17 protein-coding genes are annotated in these 20374 nt (G+C 71.1%); 10 read left to right on the forward strand and 7 right to left on the reverse strand.

The annotated features are described in order from the left end of the window. The first annotated feature begins 55 nt into the window (after positions 1-55). From EG812_RS02675 to EG812_RS02685, 3 genes are read left to right on the forward strand one after another with little or no spacing between them, the layout of a single operon-like run. Entirely contained in the window at positions 56-1354 is a 1299-nt protein-coding gene (locus EG812_RS02675; protein WP_327039829.1) for an aminotransferase family protein, read from the forward strand. Between the two features lie 26 nt (positions 1355-1380). After that, positions 1381-2574, forward strand: a complete 1194-nt coding sequence (locus EG812_RS02680; RefSeq protein WP_013734695.1) for an acyl-CoA dehydrogenase family protein — start codon at positions 1381-1383, stop codon at positions 2572-2574. Between the two features lie 14 nt (positions 2575-2588). Continuing rightward, positions 2589-4169, forward strand: coding sequence for a GMC family oxidoreductase (locus EG812_RS02685; RefSeq protein WP_013734694.1), 1581 nt, complete (start codon positions 2589-2591; stop codon positions 4167-4169). A 69-nt stretch (positions 4170-4238) separates the two neighbouring features. On the opposite strand, the gene EG812_RS02690 is transcribed toward EG812_RS02685, so the two are convergent. Then, entirely contained in the window at positions 4239-5453 is a 1215-nt protein-coding gene (locus EG812_RS02690) for a class I SAM-dependent methyltransferase (RefSeq protein ID WP_126710635.1), read from the reverse strand. A 130-nt stretch (positions 5454-5583) separates the two neighbouring features. Between EG812_RS02690 and EG812_RS02695 the strand changes: the two genes are divergently transcribed. From EG812_RS02695 to EG812_RS02705, 3 genes are all read left to right on the forward strand, one after another. After that, positions 5584-6726, forward strand: a complete 1143-nt coding sequence (locus EG812_RS02695; RefSeq protein ID WP_013734692.1) for a DegT/DnrJ/EryC1/StrS family aminotransferase — start codon at positions 5584-5586, stop codon at positions 6724-6726. Continuing rightward, positions 6726-7574 carry an alpha/beta fold hydrolase gene (locus tag EG812_RS02700; protein WP_126710636.1) on the forward strand — a complete coding sequence of 283 codons (849 nt, stop codon included), beginning with the start codon at positions 6726-6728 and terminating at the stop codon, positions 7572-7574. Before EG812_RS02695 ends, EG812_RS02700 begins: the two co-directional genes overlap by 1 nt. 133 nt (positions 7575-7707) lie before the next feature. Continuing rightward, entirely contained in the window at positions 7708-8319 is a 612-nt protein-coding gene (locus tag EG812_RS02705) for a copper resistance CopC family protein (protein WP_013734690.1), read from the forward strand. Positions 8320-8420: 101 nt separating this feature from the next. Here the strand turns inward: EG812_RS02705 and EG812_RS29050 are convergent, their stop codons facing one another. Genes EG812_RS29050 through EG812_RS02715 form a run of 3 tightly spaced genes read right to left on the reverse strand, consistent with a single transcriptional unit; the run spans position 8421 to position 11202 of the window. Beyond that, complete coding sequence (locus EG812_RS29050; protein WP_013734689.1) at positions 8421-8597, reverse strand: hypothetical protein; 177 nt, start codon at positions 8595-8597, stop codon at positions 8421-8423. Next, positions 8594-9964, reverse strand: a complete 1371-nt coding sequence (locus EG812_RS02710) for a TfuA-like protein (RefSeq protein WP_126710638.1) — start codon at positions 9962-9964, stop codon at positions 8594-8596. The genes EG812_RS29050 and EG812_RS02710 overlap by 4 nt, the downstream gene beginning before the upstream one ends. After that, a complete protein-coding gene (locus tag EG812_RS02715) occupies positions 9961-11202 on the reverse strand; it encodes a YcaO-like family protein (RefSeq protein WP_199743793.1) in 1242 nt (413 codons plus the stop codon). Before EG812_RS02715 ends, EG812_RS02710 begins: the two co-directional genes overlap by 4 nt. Positions 11203-11370: 168 nt before the next feature. Between EG812_RS02715 and EG812_RS02720 the strand changes: the two genes are divergently transcribed. Continuing rightward, a complete protein-coding gene (locus EG812_RS02720; protein WP_233579346.1) occupies positions 11371-12639 on the forward strand; it encodes an MFS transporter in 1269 nt (422 codons plus the stop codon). Next, the gene (locus tag EG812_RS02725) at positions 12636-13679 is read left to right on the forward strand and encodes a class I SAM-dependent methyltransferase (protein WP_233579347.1); all 1044 of its coding nucleotides are present in this window, start codon (positions 12636-12638) and stop codon (positions 13677-13679) included. Before EG812_RS02720 ends, EG812_RS02725 begins: the two co-directional genes overlap by 4 nt. Here the strand turns inward: EG812_RS02725 and EG812_RS02730 are convergent. Together EG812_RS02730 and EG812_RS02735 are read right to left on the reverse strand one after the other, a co-directional pair. Further along, entirely contained in the window at positions 13639-14310 is a 672-nt protein-coding gene (locus EG812_RS02730) for a MerR family transcriptional regulator (protein ID WP_126710640.1), read from the reverse strand. The genes EG812_RS02725 and EG812_RS02730 overlap by 41 nt on opposite strands. 149 nt (positions 14311-14459) lie before the next feature. Then, positions 14460-15347: a helix-turn-helix domain-containing protein gene (locus EG812_RS02735; RefSeq protein WP_126710641.1), complete on the reverse strand. Its 888-nt coding sequence runs from the start codon at positions 15345-15347 to the stop codon at positions 14460-14462. A 585-nt stretch (positions 15348-15932) separates the two neighbouring features. On the opposite strand from EG812_RS02735, the gene EG812_RS02740 reads away from it, so the two are divergent. Next, positions 15933-17510: a DUF4139 domain-containing protein gene (locus tag EG812_RS02740; protein WP_126710642.1), complete on the forward strand. Its 1578-nt coding sequence runs from the start codon at positions 15933-15935 to the stop codon at positions 17508-17510. Between the two features lie 3 nt (positions 17511-17513). On the opposite strand, the gene pdxR is transcribed toward EG812_RS02740, so the two are convergent. Continuing rightward, entirely contained in the window at positions 17514-18935 is a 1422-nt protein-coding gene (gene pdxR, locus EG812_RS02745) for a MocR-like pyridoxine biosynthesis transcription factor PdxR (RefSeq protein ID WP_126710643.1), read from the reverse strand. A gap of 47 nt (positions 18936-18982) precedes the next feature. Here pdxR and EG812_RS02750 point away from each other — a divergent pair, with 47 nt between their 5' ends. Further along, on the forward strand, positions 18983-20335 hold the full coding sequence (locus tag EG812_RS02750; protein ID WP_013734680.1) for an FAD-binding oxidoreductase: 1353 nt from the start codon (positions 18983-18985) through the stop codon (positions 20333-20335). The last annotated feature ends 39 nt before the right edge of the window (positions 20336-20374 follow it).

A 20374-nucleotide genomic window follows, 5' to 3' on the forward strand; every position in this document is an offset into this window, starting at 1 on the left:
CGGGGCCACCGCGGCCGAACTGGCCGACCTGGACCGCCGCCACCTGATCCGCTCCATGCCCAACGGTGCCGTCACCGAGCGCGTCGTCATCGTCCGCGGCGAAGGCTGCACGGTGTGGGACGCCGACGACAACGAGCTGCTCGACGCCGCGGGCGGCGGGGTCTGGCACTCACCGATCGGCCACGGCCGACGGGACATGGCCGAGATCGCCGCCGCGCAGATGTCCCGGATCGAGTTCTTCACCAGCCTGTACGAGTTCAGCAACGATCAGGCGATCCGGCTCGCCGCCCGGCTGGCCCAGCTGGCGCCCGAGGGCATCGAACGGGTCGCCTTCAGCAGCGGCGGCTCGGAGGCGGTGGAGACCGCCATCAAGGCGGCCCGGCTGTACCACCACCGGCGGGGCGAGCCCGACCGCACCTGGATCCTGGCCCGGCACTACGCCTTCCACGGCGCCACCTACGGCAGCGGTACGGCGACCGGTTTCCCGCCCATGCAGTTCGGGGTCGGGCCGAACCTGCCGCACGTGGAGAAGCTGTCGCCGCCCTACCTCTACCGGGCCGACCAGCTCTACCCGGATCAGGACCCGACCGACTTCCTGATCGCCGAGCTGGAGGAGACCATCGCCCGGATCGGCGCCGGCAACATCGCCGCGATGCTCGGCGAGCCGGTGATGGCGGGTGCGGGTGTGCTGGCGCCGCCGGCCGACTACTGGCCACGGGTGCGTGAGGTGCTGAGCCGGCACGGCATCCTGCTCATCGCCGACGAGGTGGTCACCGCCCCCGGCCGGCTGGGTGAGTGGTTCATGTCGGACAAGCTCGGCATGCAGCCCGACATGATCACCATGGCCAAGGGGATCGCCGGCGGTTACGCGCCGCTCGGGGCCACCCTGATGCGCGACGAGATCGCCGACGCGCTGCTGCGCGACGGCGGCTTCTTCCACGGCTACACGTTCCAGGGCCACCCGGTGGCGTGCGCGCTGGGCCTGGCCACGCTGGACATCATCGAGCGGGAGGACCTGCTGGGCAACGCCCGTCGCATCGCCGGCTGGCTGCGTTCCGGGCTGGCACCGGCGGTGGACCTGCCGGTCGTCGGTGACCTGCGGGTGGAGGGCACGCTGGCGGCGCTGGAGCTGATCAGCGAGCCGGTGCACCGTACGCCGATGGGCTGGGACCAGGTCATCGCGGTCGCCTTCGAGGTCCGTCGGGCGCACGGTGTGATCGTCCGGCCGTACGGCTCCAACCTCGTCCTGGCCCCGCCCCTGGTGCTCACGGAGGCGGAGGCCCGCCGGGCGACCGCCGCCACGGTGGAGGTCCTGCGTCGGCTGCACCCCGACGGCACGCTCGCCCCGTGCTGACGCGAGCCCACCCACCGAATCGACCGATGGAGGACGCCGTGACCCTGGCCACCGCACCCACGCATGCGGAACTGGTCCGCCGGACCGCTGAACTCGTTCCCCTGCTGCGTCAGCACGCGCCGTGGGCCGAGGAGCATCGCCGGCTGCACGAGGAGACAATCGAGGCGATGGCCGCCGCCGGCCTGTACCGGATGCGGGTGCCGGCCCGCTACGGCGGCTTCGAGTCGAGCGCCGAGACCCTGGTGGAGGTGGCGGCGGAGCTGGCGCGCGGCGACGGCGCGGCGTCCTGGACCGCCTCGGTCTGGTGGATCCCCACCTGGATGGTGGGTCTGTTCCCCGACGAGGTGCAGGACGAGGTGTTCGCCACCCCGGACGTGCGGATCTGCGGGACGTTGAGCCCGAGCGGGATGGCCGCACCCACCGACGGGGGCCTCACGCTCAACGGCCGATGGCAGTTCATCAGTGGCGCCTGGCACAGCCACTGGCAGGAGATCATCGCGATGTCGCCGACACCGGACGGCGGCATGCAGCCGCTGATGATGCTGGTGCCGATGTCCGACCTGCAGATCGTCGACGACTGGCACACCTCGGGCATGCGCGGCTCGGGCAGCGTGAGCACCGTGGCCCAGGACGTCTTCGTGCCCCAGCACCGGGTGATGCCGCTGGGCGCGATCCTGCAGGGCCAGTACGCCTCGAAGGCCAACGCGGACTCGCCGATGTTCCGGGCGCCGCTGCTCGGCGTCGCCAACGCCTCCTCGGTCGGCACCGTGATCGGTCTGGCCCGGGGCGCGATCGAGCTGTTCCTCGAACGGCTTCCCGGACGGAAGATCACCTACACCGGGTACGAGAGCCAGGCCGAGGCGCCGATCACCCACCTGCAGATCGCCGAAGCGGTGATGAAGAAGGACGAGGCCGAGTTCCACGGCCACCGCATCGCCACGTTCGTCAACGAGCGGGGGCGCACCGGCGAACCGTGGACGGTGCTGGACCGGGCCCGCTCCCGGGCCGACGTCGGCTCGGTGTGCCGCCTGGGCCGAGAGGTGGTCGACCTGCTCAACCAGGCCAGCGGCGGCTCCTCGATCTACCTCGACGTGCCGATCCAGCGGATGGCTCGGGACATGCACGCCGTCACCATGCACGCGCTGCACTATCCGCCCACCAACATGGAGCTGTACGGCCGAGTCCTGTGCGGACTGTCGCCGAACACGCTCTACATCTAGAGCTGGAGGACACCATGTACGACTATGTGGTGGTCGGTGCGGGCTCGGCCGGCTGCGTCATCGCGAACCGGCTGACCGAGGATCCCGACGTCACGGTCTGCCTCATCGAGGCGGGCGGCGACGATTCGGCCCCCAACATCAAGGTGCCGGCCGCGTTCAGCAAACTCTTCCGCACCGAGTACGACTGGGACTACTCCACCCACGACGAGCCGGCCCTGGCCGGTCGCCGGGTGTACCTGCCGCGCGGACGCGGGCTCGGTGGTTCCAGCTCGATCAACGCGATGGTGTACGTGCGGGGCGACCGCACCGACTACGACGGCTGGGGCCAGCCGGGGTGGTCCTACGACGAGTTGCTGCCGTACTTCCTGCGCTCCGAGGACAACGAGCGCGGCGCGTCGCCGTACCACGGTGTCGGCGGCCCGTTGCGGATCTCCGACGGCCGGTCCCGCAACGTCAGCTGTGGTGCGTTCATCGAAGCCGCCACCGAGGCGGGCTACGCCGCCAACGACGACTTCAACGGCCCGCAGCGGGAGGGCTTCGGCTTCTTCCAGGTCACCCAGCGCGACGGGCGCCGGTGGAGCACCGCCGACGCCTTCCTGCGGCCCGCGCTGGACCGGCCCAACCTGGTGGTCGAGACGAATCTCCAGGTGCACCGGGTGCTGATCTCCGGCGGGCGGGCCACCGGGGTGACCGGGCGACGGCACGGCGCCGAGGTGACCATCGAGGCCGGGCGCGAGGTGATCCTGGCCGCCGGGGCGTACAACTCGCCACATCTGCTGATGCACTCCGGGATCGGGCCGGCCGACCTGCTGCGGGCGTTGGGCATCGAGGTCGTCCTCGACCAGCCGGAGGTCGGGCAGAACCTCCAGGACCACGTGCTGATCCCGCTGAACTACGTGCACTCCCAGCCGGTGAGCCTGCTGGTGTCGGGTGCGCCGGAGAACGTGCAGCTGTTCATGGAACAGGGGCAGGGGCCGCTGTGCTCCAACGGCCCGGAGGCGGGCGGCTTCGTGCGTACCCGTGCCGACCTGCCCGGACCGGATGTGGAGTTCTTCGCCGCGCCGATCATGTTCGTGGACAGCGGCCTCGCGCCGCCCACCGCGCACGCGTTGTCCTGCGGCCCGGTGCTGCTCACCCCGGCGAGTCGGGGAGCGGTGACGGTGGCCTCGGACGACCCGACCGCGAAGCCCCGCATCCAGCACAACTACCTCACCGATCCGGCGGACGTCGAAACCGCGGTCGCGGCGGTCCGGATCGGCATGGAGATCGCCCGGCAGCCGGCGATGCGGCCGTACGCCGAATCGCTGGACCGGGCGCCGGCCTCGGAGTCGGACCGCGACCTGGCCGACTACGCCCGCCGGTACGCACACTCGATCTTCCACGCCGCGGGCAGCTGTGCCCTGGGCCGGGTCGTCGACCCGCAACTGCGCGTGCTCGGCATCGACGGGCTGCGGGTGGCGGACGCCTCGGTGCTGCCGACGGTCACTCGGGGCAACCCGCACGCGTCGGTGATCATGGTGGGGGAGAAGGCGGCCGACCTGATCCGGGGCGGCGCCACGGTGCCGGTACCGGCGACGGCGGCGGCCGCCGGCTGACCCCGGTCGCCCCACACGTGAGCGGTCACCCCCGAGGGATGACCGCTCACGTCGTGGTGGGTACGCCGCTCAGTCGACGCGGACCCGCGGCACGTACCGGATCCACCGGCCGCCACGGTCGCGGAACGCCTTCTCCTTCGCCATGATCTCCTCGGCGTGGTTCCAGGCGAACAGCAGCGCGTAGTCCGGCCGGGCCGCCTCGAACTCCGCCGGTGGCAGCACCGGAATGTGTGACCCGGGAACCAGCAGGCCCTGCTTGGCCGGGGTCGAGTCACAGGTGAACGGCAGCAGGTCGGGACCGATGCCGCAGTACGTCGTCACGGTCGCGGTCTTGCCCGGCGCGCCGTAGCCCACCACCGTGCGACCCTCGGCGCGCAGCCCGCGCAGCAGGTCCACCAGATCCTCGCGGATCTGCGCGACCGCGCGGGCGAACCGGGCGAGGGTGTCCCGCTCGATCAACCCGCTGCTCTGCTCCCGGGCCAGCATGTCCGCCACGGCGGGCCGGATCGGACGCCGACCGGGCCGCGCCAGGGTGTAGCGGATCTCGCCGCCGTGCAGCGGGACGTCTTCGACGTCGACGAGCTCGAACCCGAAGGTACGCGCCATCGCCCGCACCGAGTGCGCGGTGAAGTAGTAGACGTGCTCGTCGTAGACCTGGTCGAAGGCCATGCCGTGCACGATGGTGCCCAGGTACGGCTCCACCATGACGAAGACGCCGTCCGGCGCCAGCAGGGTGTCCACGCCGCGGAACAGCGCGTCCTGGTAGGCGATGTGGCAGATGGTGTTGGCGCCGTAGATGACGTCGGCCCCGCGTCCGGTGCGAATCTCGGCCGCGGTGACGTCGTCGAAGAAGCTGTTGCGGACGGTGACCCCCTTGGCCTCGGCCAGGGCCGCCACGGAGGCCGCCGGTTCGACACCCAGATGGCGTACGCCGGCCTGGGCGATGTGCTCCAGCAGCACCCCGTCGTTGCAGCCGATCTCCACGATGAACGGGTCCGGCCCGGTCAGTTCGGTCTCCAGCAGGCGTCGGGCCTCGCCGGCGAAGAACTTGCGGTGCAGCGCGGAACCGGAGGCCAGGTAGCGGTACGCGGGGTGGTAGCGCACCTCCTGCGGCACGTCTTCCATGAGCTGCACCATCGTGCACGTGTCGCAGGCGCCGATCGCCAGGCGGAACAGGTATTCCTGCGGCGCCTCCTCGGGACTCAGGAACCGGTTGGCCGACGGCTGCCGGCCCAGGTCGAGGAGTTCTCCCACGGCGCCGCCGCAGATCCGGCATGAAGTCATGCGGGCAGCGTAGGGAGCCCTCCGGCGAGGGGCTTCTTCGACGTTGCGGAACGGCTCGGCTGCGCAAAACCGAAGATGTGACGCCGTGGCCCTCGCGTGAGGATGTCGCTACCACCGACGAGGGGACCTTATGATCAACATCTTTCAGCCGTCGCTGGGCGAGGCCGAACTCGCGGCGGTCGCCGAGGTCTTCGCGACCAACTGGATCGGCAAGGGTGCTCGCGTCGACGGGTTCGAGACGGCCTTCGCCCAGCACATCGGGGTGCCGCGCCCGTTGGTGACCTCCTTCAACTCCTGCACCGCGGCCACTTTCACCGCCGTCGAGCTGGCCGGGATCGGCCCGGGTGACGAGGTGATCATTCCGACGGTGTGCTTCGTCGGCGTGGCCAACGCGGTGGCGGCGGCCGGTGCCCGACCGGTCTTCTGCGACGTGGCCACGCGCACCCTCAACCCGTCGGTCGCCGACCTGGACGCCGTACGCACCGAGCGCACCCGGGCGGTGATCGTGCTGCACTACGGCGGCCACCCCGGCGACATCGTGGCGATCGCGGACTGGTGCCGGGACAACGGGATCCTGCTCATCGAGGACGCGGCGATCGCCATCGCCTCCCGGGTGGACGGACGAGCCTGCGGCACCTTCGGTGACATGGCGGCGTGGAGCTTCGACCACGGCAAGATCGTGGTGACGGTGGACGGTGGAATGCTCTACGTGCGCGACCCCGAGCTGGCCGAGCGCGCCCCCACGCTCGCCTACCTCGGCCTCGAACAGTCCAGCGGCTACGACTCGGCGCTGCGGCAGCGTACCCGGTGGTGGGACTTCGAGGTCTCCTCGTTCTCCGGCCGGTCGGTGACAAACGACGTGCTCGCCGCCATCGGCGCCGTGCAGCTGCGCCGCCTGCCCGAGTTCATCGCCCGGCGACGGGAGATCGCGGCGCACTACGACGAGGCGTTGGCCAACGTCGGGGGAGTGGCCTGCCCACCGCCGCTGCCCGCCGGACACGAGACGTCGTACTACATGTACTGGATCCAGTTCGACGGCGACATCCGCGACGAGATCGCCCGGGACCTCTACGAGGAGGGCATCTACACCTCCTTCCGGTACCCGCCGCTGCACCGGGTCAAGGCGTACGGTTCGGACGCCCGGCTGCCGTGCGCCGAGGAGGCGGCCGAGCGGACCCTGCTGCTGCCGATCCACCAGGCGCTCACCGACGCCGAGGTCGAGCGGGTCGCCGAGACGGTGCGCCGACGCGTCCAGGTCCGGTCGGCCCGCTGATGCGCGTACGCGAACGCACCGGCCTGCTCGACGTTCCCGGCGCCCAGCTGTACCACGAGGTGCGCGGCGAGGGTCCCGGCCTGGTGATCGTGCCCACCGGCAACGGTGACGCCACCCCCATGCGCCCGCTGGCGACCAGCCTCGCCGATCAGGGCTTCACTGTCGTCACCTACGACCGGCGCGGCTTCTCCCGCAGCCCCATCGACCTGCCGTTCGAGGTCGATCGGCGGCCCGACGACGACGCCGACGACATCGGCCGGCTGATCGAGCACCTGGATCTGGCCGGGGCGCACGTCTTCGGCGGCAGCTCCGGCGCCATCGTGGCACTGGGCACCCTTCAGCGGGTGCCGGAGCAGGTCGGCACCGTCGTCGCGCACGAGCCACCGCTGGCCACCGCCCTGCCCGACGCCGAGGAATGGCTCGCCTTCTACACCGACCTGTACGACAGGTACCGCCGCGAGGGCGCCGCCGCAGCCCAACGACACTTCCGCGCCACCATGGGCATGACCGCCTCGACCCGGCCGCCGCCCGAGGTGGAACTGCCCGGACCACAGCTCGCCGAGCTGCTCGACCGGCTGCGCCGAAACCAGGACTTCTGGTTCGAGTACGAGATCCGCACCTATCCGTCGGTCGTCTGCGACCTGCGGGTGCTGCGGGCGAACGCGAGCCGGTTGGTGCTGGCCGGCGGCACCGACTCGCGGTCGACCTGGCCGTACCGTCCGGGCCTGGCGTTGGCGGAGCAGCTCGACGCGTCGATCACCCATTTCCCGGGTGGCCACGTCGGCTACGTGACCCACCCGTTCGCCTTCGCCGACCGGCTCGCGGAGGTCCTGGCGGGAGCACGCTGAGAGATGAGGCAGGTATCGGTCCTTCCTAGGCTTGCCGTGGGCGTGTCCGGCAGGCAAGGAGGACCGTTATGGCCACGGCGTCCCCGGGTTCGACACCGCGCGAGGAGCTCCTCCGGCCGGTGGAGGCGGCGACGTGACGGCCCGCCCCGGCCGGCTGCGTGCTGCGCTGCTCACCGTGTTCGTCGCCGCGGCGCTCGCCGCGACCCCCGGTGTCGGGCTGGCCGCCGGTGACCTGACCGCCACCGATCCGCCCGACGGCGCCGCGCTGGACGCGCCGCCGTCGGCGGTGACGCTTACCTTCTCCCGCCGACCGGACGTGGACGAGTCACACGTGTCGGTGCGCAACGACGCAGGTCAGGACCGCACCGCCGGCGCCCTTGCCGGAGACGACGGGAACAGTCTGCGGATGCCGGTGGCGCTGAAGCCGGGCGGCGACTACACCATCGCCTTCCACGTGGTCTTCGCCGACGGCAGCGACCTGACCGGCATCAAGCGGTTCAGCGTCGGCACCGGGGCGCCGCCCGCACCGTTGAGCGCCGAGGTGGCCCAGCGGACCCGCGAGTCGGTGCAGCAGCGGCACTCCGGCCACGGCCCCGACTGGATCAGGTCGAGCATGCTGATGCTGAACGGGCTGGTCCTCGTCGGCGTGGTGGTGCTGCTCGTCGTGCGCCGCCCCAGGAAGACGACGACGGGGGCCCGCTGGGTGTTGCGTGAGCCCGAGGACGAGTCCGACACTCGCGGTTAGGGCCGGTGTCGACGTCCTCGGCCCAGTGCCGGGCAGGCCCAGCGCGCAGAGCGAGATCAGGGCCCGAACGCTTGTGCGTTCGGGCCCTGACCGTTGGTGCCTCAGCTCAGCGGTGCCATCAGCGCCGCGGCGCTCTCGGCACTGAGCATCGTGCTCTGCGGCGACGTGCGCAGCCGGGCGATGTTGCCCTTGCCCGCGACCAACGCGTAGTTGCCGTTGGCGGCGATCATCGTGGCCGGCTTCTCCGCCGAGAGCTCGAGATCAGTGATCCCCTTCATATTCCCCTCCTCTCTGTCCTGTCAGCGAGCGTCCGGTAGTGGTATTCACTCCGTACCGCTCGCAGGAAATCCCGCTGATCGACGAAGCCGAGGGGCCGCCAGTGGCTCTCCAGCGACTGCGGCATCGGCCGGCCGATCATGTCGAAGTACCACCGCAGCTGCTGCAGGGTGGTGTCGCCGTCCGCGGTGGGTCCGGACCCGTCCAGGCCGTGCTCGGTCAGGGTCCTGCGCTTGGCGGCGATGTGTTGGCACAGCGGGGCGTACTCGCCGTCGATGCGCAGCACGTCGAGCACGGCGAGCGGCATCATCTCGCTCAGCTGCTCCATGGTCTCCTCGACCTGCTGCTCGATACCGACGAGCGTGCCGAAGTGGTTGACGTCGATGCCGTTGGTGTCCAGCCACGCCTGGGTCTCCGCGGTGCCGGTCAACCCGTGCAGCCGGCGGAACCGGGCCGCCGCCGCCGGCAGATCGGCGGGCGGCTCCGGGTGCGCCGCGTCGACGGTGGCCCGCAGCGCGGCCCGTTCCCAGACCGTGCGATAGCGGACCGGGTCCAGGCGCAGCTCGTCCAGGATCTCCAGGGCCGTGACCGAGGCCGGGTCCCCGTCGTCCGTGTTCGCCGCCGTACCCGCCACCCCACCCAGCTCGCCCGCGGTCTGGCGGGCCTGCTCGAAGAAGGCGGTGTGCTCGAATGTGAAGTTCGCCGGGGGGACGTCGGCGCCGCGTTCCTGCGCCATCAGCCGAAGCATGGCCTCGGCGTCGCGCGCCTTGCGGTCGACGCGATTACCGGGCAGCCATGCCCGCAGGGCGGCCAACTCGTCGGCGGGCAGACCGGCCGCCTCGCCGGCGGCCAGCAACTGCGGATAGCTGCGACCCAGGTAGTACGTCTGTTTGGCCAGCTGCACCAGATCCGTGGCGGTCCGCTCGGCGACGATCCCGGCGTTGGCCGCCGCCGCCAGGGTGGCCCGTACGTTCACCATGGCCTCGTTGACCGGCCGGTACCCGTCGTCGGCGTCGGCGTGCGCGACGGCGACCTCGTCGTCGTCGTTGAGGCTGCCCTCGTGGTACGCCGTGAAGATCTCACCGACGCCCCGCATCCCGAAGGCGGCCAGCTCCGCGGCGCGGAGGGCACCCATGCTGGCGCTGCCGTAGACCGGGATGCCGCGGCTGATGGCCCAGAGGATCTCCTTGTGCCAGACCGCCGGCACGTCGTGGAACCGGCCGTCGATGATGCCGATGGCGCTGGGCCGGCGCGCGACCGACCGCAGGACGTCGCCCTGGCTGACCGGCGGGAGGAAGGTCGCCTCCGGTAGCAGCTCCTGGGCACGCTCGCGCGGCAGCGTGGGGCCCAGGAAGACGTGGATCGTCATGCGCCGGCCTCCCGCAGTCGGCGGGCCCGCGGGCCCGGGTGGTAGGTGTCCGGCGTCGGGGCGTGCTCGGCGCCGGGCAGCATCACCCGGACGACGGAGATGCCGAGCTGCTCACCGCCGAGCGGCACCTGGATGGCTTCGGTGATGCCGGCCTGCCGCAACGCCGCCAGCTCGTGCTCGACGTCCTCCTGGAAGGAGGCGTTGTCCCGGGTCGGCACGTCGGTGAAGTGGCGCGGGGCGTTCCCGGCGGCACACGTACGCCAGGCCGCCTCGCGGTTGTCCAGGTCGTTCGCCCGTGCGTAGAGGGAGCGGTAGAAGTCGTCGCGGGAGCCGGCGATCACCGTCAGCCGGCTCTGCACCGCCTCGGTCAGCGCCCGCAGCAGTGCGATCTCGCGCCGGGGGTGACAGCCCTGCCCCTGCGCCACGGCGACCCGGCTGATCGACACCCGGGGATCCTCGGCGATGTCGACGGTGAAGCAGGGCAGGCCGATGTCGGTGGTCATGTCCCAGCAGGCGGCGGCGACCCCGGCGGCGGCGAGCGTGTCGAGCACGTACCGGCAGGCCGGATCGTCCACAGTGTCCGGATCGACGCGCAACTCGTCCTGCCGCTGTTTGGGAGTGGCCAACCAGAGCGCCTCGGCGTCGCGTTCGATCACCTCGCAGATGGCGTGGCTCGTCGCTTCGAGCAGGTGGTTGCCGGAGGCGAGACCGTTCGACGTCACCGCGAACGGCGACTGACCGGCCTGGGAGGCGCCCGTGTAGTCGTTGTGCACCAGGTCGAAGGGGAGCCAGACGGGCTCTCCGCTCATCAGGTCGGTGCCCTCGATCCAGAGCAGTCGACGGTCCCGGCGCAGCGGCTCCCCGGCGGCGGTGATCAGGAACGAGGTGTCCACGAGCCGGCGGTGCCGGGCCAGTTCGTCCCACGAGCCCAGCAGCAGGGGAGCCTCGATCCGTTCGGCGTGGTACGCCTCGATCGACTCCATCACCGCCGACACCCGGGCGGCGTCCACGCTGAGACCCTTGCCCTGGGCGACGGTGAGGCCGCGGGAGTTCGGGCGGACGGCCATGAAGACCGGAACGCCGATGTGGTCCAGACCGGTGACGTCGGCGACCCGGGTGATGCCCATCTCGGGGAGCCGGGGGAGGACCCGTTGCCACGTCTCGGCCGGCGCGATCGCCCGGTCCGTACCGTCGCGGTACGTCTTGTCCGTACCGGCTTCCACTGCCGTGCTCAGCACAACCACCCCCGAAGACGTCGACGCGTCCGGTCCGAGGCCGGGCCCGCGGTACATCGATGACCATCCTGTTGGGCCAGGTCGGAGGGCCGCACCTTCGAGGTTGCTGTGCTACCGGCCACGGCCGGGCGCACTCTTGACCCGCCACTGTGGCTGACGCACGCTGCCTGCGTGAGATTTCGGGCGGGTCTGTTGCGCGAGCACGACTTCCGCCAACTCTTCGTTGCCGACGCCGTCAGTCAGCTCGGCATCCAGGTGAGCCTGATGGCGTTGCCGCTGGTGGCGGTGCTCGCGCTGCAGGCCGACCAGTTCGAGGTCGGCCTGCTGGCGGCGTGCGAGACGGCGGCTTTCCTGTTCATCGGGTTGCCCGCCGGTGCCTGGGTCGACAGGTGGCGTCGCCGGGGGGTGCTGATCGCCGGTGACCTGGTCCGCGCGCTGGTGCTGATCACCGTGCCGCTGGCCTGGTGGGGTGGCTGGCTCACCATGCCGCAGCTGTACGCGGTCGCGCTGCTGATCGGTGTCGGCACGGTGTTCTTCGACGTGGCCTACCAGAGCTACCTGCCGCACCTGGTCCGCCCCGATCAGGTGATCGAGGGGAACTCCCGGCTGGAGGCCGTCCGCAGCGTCAACTGGGTGGCCGGGCCCGCCGCGGGTGGTCTGCTGGTGCAGTGGCTCACCGCGCCGTACGCGCTGGTGGTCAACTGCGTCACCTACCTGGTCTCGGCGTTGTTCGTCGTGCGGATCCGCCGCCGGGAGCCACTGCCGGTGCCGTCTCCCGGCGCCAGCCTGCGGCGTGAGATCGTCGAGGGTCTGCGGTTCGTGATCGGCCATCGGCTGTTGCGGGCGACCGCCAGTTGCACGAGTCTCGCCAACTTCTTCGGCGCCATGACCACGGTGATGCAGGTGATCCTGCTGGCCCGGGTCCTCGAACTCGCGCCCGGCGCCATCGGGGTCTTCCTCTCCGTCGTCAGCGCCGGCGCGGTGCTCGGTGCCGTCGCGGTACGACCGATCGTCGCGCGTCTCGGTCAAGGGCCGACGATCTGGATGGCGATGGCGTTCAGTGCCCCGTTCGGGCTGCTGCTGCCCCTGGCCGAGCGGGGATGGCTGCTCTGGCTCGCGGCGGCGGGCTCAGCGGTCAGCTGGTTCGGTTCGGTGGTCTACAACATCACCCAGCTCAGCTTCCGGCAGCTGCTGACCCCACCGCGCCTGCTCGGCCGGATGAACGCGACGATGCGCTTCCTGGTCTGGGGCAGCATGCCGGTGGGCAGCATCGTCGCCGGTGTGCTCGGTCAGCACCTGGGCGTACGCCCGGTGCTGTGGATCGCCGCCATCGGTCAGATGCTGGTCTTCCTGCCCACCTTCCTGTCCCCACTACGGCACATGCGGGTGTTGCCGACGGCGGCGTCCGACTCCCCGGCAAAGGAGCTGAGCACGGCATGATCCAGCGCACCTGGGGTGACCGGCGGCATCCGGCGATCCTGCTGTTCGCCGCGGACCTGCCTGTCGGCCTGTCCGGTGACGACGTGTGCCGCCGGCTCGCCGCAGCCACCCGGTTCGTGATCCGGCTCGACGACGAGACCGACGGCACGGCCGACGACGACCACAGGTGGACCACCGCCGCGCTGGCGGCGCTGGACCGCTGGGAGGTGCGTCGCGCGCATCTGGTGGGCGGCGCCTCCGCCGCGCGGATGGCTCGTCACCACGCCGACCGGGTCGAGTCGGTGTCCGTGCCGGCCGGCACCCACCCGGGGCAGCTGCCGGTGCCGACGATCCCGCTCGACGGACCGGACCCGGTGCTGGCCCTGATCCGGCTGACCAGCGGTGGCTGGGATCCGCAGGGCGACCGGTTGGCGGCGCGGGCGATCGCCGCCGGGGACACCACCGGCTGGTTCGAGGAGCTGTACGCCGGTGGGGTTCGCGGCGAGGTGGACATGCCGTGGGACCGGACCTTCCCACATCCGTTGCTGGCCGAGTGGGCCGAGCGGGAGGGCGTACGCGGTGCCGGCCGCCGGGCGGTGGTGACCGGGTGCGGCCTCGGCGCCGACGCGGAGTTCCTCACCGGCCTGGGGTTCCGGGCGCTGGGCTTCGACGTGGCCGAGAGCGCGATCAAGGTCGCTCGGGACCGTCATCGCGGTTCGGGAACCGAGTACGCGGTGGGTGACCTGCTCGACCCGCCGGCGGACTGGATCCACGCCTTCGACCTGGTCGTCGACGTCATCACCGTGCAGGCGCTACCCGAGCCGCCCCGGCACACGGCGATCGTCAACGTCGGTCGACTGGTGGCGCCGGGCGGGACGCTGCTGGTCATCGCGTACCGGTCGGACGGGTCCACCTATGTGGTGCCGCCCTGGCCACTGACCCGCGCGGAGATCGACGCGTACGGCACCGACGGGCTGGTGCCGGTGCGGATCGAGGAGTTGACCATCGACGGTGGCGACCTCACGGCCCGGTGGCGGGCAGAGTTCCACCGTCCGCACTGATCGGCTGTCCGTTGAGGCGTTCCTGTACGAGGTGTTCCCGGGCCATTCGACGCAGTGCGGCGGAGGCGACACCGAGCAGCACGGACCGCACCGCCGCGGCGGCGCGGTCGTCGCGCTCGAACTGCTCCGGCACCTGGGCGAGCTCGTGCGCGGCGAGCCGCTCGGCCACTTCCGCGTACGGGGTCAGGAAGTCGGTGCCGCACGCGCAGCCCAGCAGCCGCAGGGCCGCCAGCACCTGCGCGAGCCGGATGGCGGCCGGGGTGTCGGCGGGAAGCTGCCAACCGAGTTGATGAACGAATTCGTCGACCTCGGCCTGCGCGTCTTTCAGGTGCGCCGATTCCGGGGTCTCCGATTCGAGGCCGAACACCGCACGATCGGTGACGGCATAGAGGCCGGACAGGGACATATCGTCGTCCGCGATGGCGGAGAGCACGTCCCGAACCGACGAAAGATCGAGGTGGGCGATCGTGGTGAGGGAACGGATCAACAGCAGTTGTCGCAGGTGCTCCTCGCCGTAAACGGCCTGGTTGCGGCCGGTGGGGGTGCCGGCTGGAAGGAGCTTTTCCCGCAGATAGAACTTAATGGTCGCAACGGGTGCGCCCGATCTCCTGCTGAGATCCGAGATTCGCATGCATCCCCCAGGCGATCGGCAACTTGCCCTCCGCAGTATTCCACAGAGGAGCCTGGGTCAAATCTCCCAAATCCTGTCGGATGGGAATTGTGGGTGCCGCGCCCTCGGGCGGATGAAAAAGCTCGGACCGGTCCGGCTGGCCGCGCCGTTCAGGCGGCGGGCCGGTGGTTCTGGGCCGAGGCGAAGTGTCGCTGGGGGCGCAGCTCGGTCGGCGCGGTCTCCGTCCGCCCGATCTCCTCCCGCCCGGTCTTCTCCCGTCCGGTTTCGTCCCGCCCGGTCATGGACAGGGCCAGCTTGCGGGCGTCGAGCAGGGCCAGCAGCACGGGTGGGTCAAGCGCTCCCGCCGGTTGCAGGGTCAGCTCCGCCTCGGTGTCGGTGTCCGGGCGTACGGTCAGCGGACCGTAGGACGCCACCGACACCTGCTGCTCGGGTTGGGAGGCGTCCCACACCGACTGCTGCGGATCGCCCGTCACCGACTGCGCCAGCAGGTACCAGCTGCCGCTCGGCACCTCCTCGAAGGTGAAGTGGCCCGGCTCGGGCAGCACGGCGCAGCGCACCGGCCGGCCCTCCGGGATGCGGTCGGCGAACATGCCGACGAAGATCAGGCCGGGTTCGACGTCGGGCCCGGGAAGAATCTTGCCTCGGACGCGGGCCGCCGACGGTTGGCCGAGTCTGCCGGAGCGGTCGATCGGGATGTGCGTCGCGAACCCGGCGAGCCGCCGGTAGGTGGTCGGTGGCATGCCCACGCTGCGGGTGAAGCGTGAACTGAAGGTGCCCACGCTGTTGTAGCCGACCCGCAGGCTGATGTCCGCGACATTGAGTGACGTCGACTTGAGCAGGTGCTTGGCCCGCTGAAGCCGCAGCGCCGACAGGAACCGAGCGGGCGAGACCCCGGTGGCCCGCTGGAAGATCCGCGTGAAATGGAACTTGCTGAACATGGCCGCGCGGGCCAGGTCGTCCACGGTGAGCTGCTCACCGAGGTTGTCGTGCATCATTCCGATGGCGCGCTTCACCGCAAGCTCAACTGACTCTTCCATTTGCTCCACCTCGGTCCCGATGGCGAGCGGGATCAGGCACGATCCCATACCTGGTGTCACTGCAATTACTGGCGATTTCTGCGTGGGCGACAATTCGGGAGCGCTTTTTCAAATGGTCGGCGCTTCCAATTGTGGCGGTTTGCCGTTTCCGCCCGGCGCTGTGCCTGGCGTCGAGATTAGCGGAGCCGGTCATCTGGTCGCAATGACTGCGCAACCGCCTGCTCGCTGTGCGCAATCGGGAAGTAATGGCCTTCTGTGGGCGACGTTTTTGCAGCTCAAGCGCGTGAGCGGATAGTGGCACGCACTACTTCGGATAGCGCTGATAGCTATTCGGGCAGCTGCCTGGACCACTGTTTCGATGCGGTGCGAACAGCCCGAAAGTGCACCATTCGACCGTCCGTTGCCGGTGGCGAAGTGCGAACAGTGTCGCGACCAGCGGCGATGTCCATTCGTACGAGAGTGGCTTGTCCTGTCGGCGGTCTCCACCGCGAGGTTGCGCAGCTGCGGCGCTTCTTCCGGCTCAACAACGGTTGGTCTGAATTGACCATAAGATAGGAGTTGTACCCCTCGACTACTCTCGCCGTCGTGGATACTGCGGAGATCGATGCACCGGTCGTCGGCGTCACCGTCTATCCGGACCGGGCGCGGGTCACCCGTCGCGGTGTCGCCAGGTTGACCGCCGGCCGACACCGGGTACGCATCGCGCCGCTGCCGCTCGGGCTGCGCCGGGACTCGGTCCGGGTCGGCGGTCGGGGTCCGGCCACTGTGCTCGGTGTGGACGTGACCACCTGGCGGCAGGCCCGCAGCACCGACACGCAGGTGGTCGGGTTGGAGCAGCGGCGCCGCGAGATCGCCGACGAACTGGCCGAGGTGGACGACGCGGACGGGATCGAGGAGCAGCGCGGACAGTTCCTCGCCCGGTTGGCCGAGCGGGCCGGTGGCACGTACGCCCGTGCCCTGGCCGCCGGTGACGCGGCCCCCAGCGACGTGGCCACCTTCACCGACGCGGTGGCCGCGCAGCTCGCCGACTCCCGGGCCCGCCGCCGCGGGCTGGCCCGTCGGCGCACCGAGCTGGCGGAGGAGTTGGCCGCGGTCGACCGGGATCTCGATGCGGCGCAGGGCAAACGGGCACCGGATCGGTTGGCCGTCGAGGTGATCCTGGCGGCGGAGGTCGACGACACCGACGTCGAACTGGAGCTGACCTACCTCGTGGACGGGGCCCGGTGGCAGCCCTCCTACGATCTGCGGCTGGTCGACGACACCATGACCGTGACCTGGTTCGGGGCGGTCAGCCAGAGCACGGGGGAGGACTGGCCGGAGTGTGAACTCCAGCTCTCCACCGCCCGGCCGGCGGCGACGACAGGCGTACCCGAACTGTCGCCGTGGTATCTCGACCGGGTGCGACAGGTGTCGCCGGTCGCGATGTCGGCGGGCATGCCGATGATGATGCCGCCGCCGCCCGGGCCGGCACCGGCCGGCGGCGCTCCGGTCCGCGCCGCAGCGCGGCAGAAGCTGCAGGAGAGCGTCGCCGAGGTGGAGCAGGGGATCAGCGCGGCCACCTACCGGCCGGCCCGGCCGGTGGCGGTGCCGGCCGACGGCAGTGCGCACCGGGCCACCATCGCCGTGCTGGAGCTGCCGGCCCGACTGGACCACGTCACCGTGCCGGTGCGGGCCGCCGACGCCCATCTGCGCGCCACCGTCCGCAACACCTCCGAGCACACGCTGCTGCCCGGGCCGGCCGCGGTGTTCCACGACGCCGACTTCGTCGCGTCCACCAGGCTGCCGACGTGGGCACCGGGTGAGGAGACCGAGTTGGCGCTCGGCGTGGACGACCGGCTGCGGGTGGAGCGGAAGCTGCACCGGCGCACCGAGACCAGGGCCACCCTCGGCTCGACCCGGCGACGGGAGGTGGAATACCTGATCACCGTCGCCAACCACACGCCGCGCCCGGCGACCGTCGAGGTGCGCGACCAGCTCCCGGTCTCGCGCGACGAGGCAGTGGTGGTACGGGAGACGACAGTCGTGCCGCCGCCGGTCGAGCGTACCGAGATGGGCGAGCTGACCTGGCGGCTGTCGCTGGCACCCGGCGACAGCGGCGAGATCGCGCTCGGTTTCCGGGTCGAGTTGGCCAAGGGGGTCGAGCTGACCGGCTGGCGCGAGTAGCTGTCAGCGCGACTCCCCACGAGCCTCGCTGACCGCGGCGGCGAGGGCCTGCACTCCGTCGGCGATGGCGCGTTCGGTGAGGGTGGCGTAGCCGAAGATCAGCCCGCCGGGCCCGGTGGGATCCAGCCGGTACCGGGAGATGCCCTGCACGACCAGTCCGTGCCGGGCGGCGGCGGCCACGACCGTGGCCTCGTCGAGGTCGGGCGGGAGCCAGGTGACGACATGTTGACCCGCCGCGACGCCGACCGCTTCCAGTTCGGGCAGTCGGGTACGCAGTGCGGCCACGAGCGCGTCGCGGCGGCGGCGGTAGATCGGGCGCATGCGCCGCAGGTGCCGGTCGAACTCGCCACGGGTGAGGAAGTCGGCGAAGGTCAGTTGGTCGATGACGCCGGAGCCCCGGTCGGCCAGCACCTTGGCCGCTGTGAGGTCGTCGACCAGATGTGCGGGTGCCAGCAGCCAGCCGAGTCGCAGCCCGGGGGCCAGGGTCTTGCTCGCCGTGCCGCAGTACACCACGGTGTCCGGTGCCAGCCCTTGCATGGCGCCGAGCGGTGACCGGTCGTAGCGGTACTCCGCGTCGTAGTCGTCCTCGATGACCACGGCGCGGCGGCGCTGCGCCCAGCCGATCACCCTGGTCCGCGCGGCGGCTGACAGGACCCCGCCGGTGGGCCACTGGTGCGAGGGGGTCAGCACGACGGCGTCCGCGTCGAGGTGTTCCAGTTCCTCGACGCGGATGCCGTCCGGCCCGACCGGGACGCCGACCACCTCCAGGCCGGCGGTGATCGCGACGGGACGGGCGTCACCGTCGGAGGACGGGTCCTCGACCACCAGCCGGCGCGCTCCGCGCGCGGCGAGCACCTGGATCAGCAGCGCGACGCCCTGTCCGTAGCCACTGCAGATCACCACGTTCTCCGGGCGGGCCGCGGTGCCGCGAACCCGGTTGAGGTAGTCGGCCAGGGCCGCGTGCAGTTCGGGCACCCCGCGCCCATCGGGGTAGGCGAAACGTTCGCTCGGTGTGGTGGTGAGGACCGTGCGTACCGACCGCAGCCAGGCGGCCCGGGGAAACGACGACACATCGGTACGGCCGTACCCGAAGTCGATCCGGGCTGCCGGCGGAACCCCGGGACGGTGATCCTCCGGCGTCGCAGCCGGATCGACCGCGACCCGGGTGTAGCCGCCCGACCGACTGGTGAGGTAGCCCTCGGCGGCGAGTTGCTGGTAGGCCTCGACCACGACACCGCGGGACACGCCCAGATCGGCGGCGACGGTGCGGGTGGGCGGCAGAGACATCCCGAGACGCAACCGGCCGGCTCGGATGCTGCGCCGGATGGAGGAGGCGATCTGCCGGTGCAGCGGTTCGGTCGCTGAACGGTCGACATCGATGAGCAGGTCCGCCGCCGTACTCGAATTGGTCCTGGACAGGCCCATGCAATTGGACCTTAACGGGTGTACCGATTCCTGTCAGGGTCGCAGACATGACGACAGCGAAGAGTCCCCGCCTCGACGGTTGCCTGCTCACTGCGGGCGACCCGGGCTACGACGCGGCCCGTACCGTCTGGAATGCCATGATCGACCGCCGGCCGCGGATGATCGTGCGGGCCGCGAGCGTCAGCGACGTGGTGATCGCGGTGCGGCTGGCCCGCGAACTCGATCTGGAGATCGGGGTGCGCTGCGGCGGGCACAACGTGGCCGGTTTCGCCGTCCCCGCGAACGGCCTGATGGTCGACCTGACCCTGCTGAACCGCGTCCGGGTCGATCCGGTCCGGCGACGTGCCCGGGTGCAGGGCGGCGCGCTGCTCGGCGCACTCGACCAGGCGACACAGCCGTACGGACTCGCCACGACCGCCGGCAACGTCTCGCACACCGGCGTCGGTGGCCTGACCCTCGGCGGCGGCATGGGCTGGCTCGCCCGCCAACACGGGCTGGCCTGCGACAACGTCGTCTCCTACACGATCGTCACCGCCGACGGGCAGGTGGTGACCGCGAGCCGGACCGAGCACCCCGACCTCTACTGGGGACTGCGCGGCGGTGGGGGCAACTTCGGCATCGTCACCGAGTTCGAATTCCGACTGCACCACACCGGTACGCAGACCCTGGTCGCCGAGTTCGACTTCCGCGCCGAGGACGCCGTTGCGGTGCTCGAAGGCTGGCGAGACCTCAACGCCGTCGCGCCGCGGCAGGCGACCTTCACCGCCGAGGTCAGCAGCACGACCAGCGGCCCGGTCGCCACCATCGGCTTCGTCTGGGTCGGCGATCCCGCCGCCGGGCATCGGCTGCTGCCGGCGATGCGCGCGCTCGGGCGCCCGATCGCCGAGCGGGTCACCATGCCGTCCTACCTCGCACTCCAGCAGCGCGATGACACCGTCGCCGGACCCGCCTACCGTCGCTATTCCCGCGCACACTACCTGCAGCAGTTCCCGTCCACGGCGATCGAGGCGTTCCTGCTGCGCGGCGCTTCGGACCTGCACGCCGGCACCCTGTTGCCCGGAGTCGGACTCCAGGCGCACGGTGGTGCCATCGCCGACGTCGCCGACACCGATGCCGCGTTCAGCCACCGCAGCACCCTGTTCGAGTTCGGCGCCGACGCACGCTGGACCGACCCGTCGGAAGACGACAACCGGATGGTGGCGGCCCGCGCGGCCGCAGCCACCCTCGACCCGTACGCCGGCGGCGTCTACGTCAACTCACTCGCCGCCGACGAGGGGCGACGCGGGGTACGCCGCGCCTACCCGGCCGCCAAACTCGCCAGGCTCACCACGGTCAAGACCCGCTGGGATCCGCAGAACGTCTTCCACCTCAACCACAACATCCGGCCCGGTCAGGCATGAGCCCGGCATCGAGCAGGCCGATCAGGAAGCGGCAGCGGG

It is taken from the genome of Verrucosispora sp. FIM060022, from assembly GCF_003977705.1.
In the GTDB taxonomy this organism is placed as follows: domain Bacteria; phylum Actinomycetota; class Actinomycetes; order Mycobacteriales; family Micromonosporaceae; genus Micromonospora; species Micromonospora gifhornensis.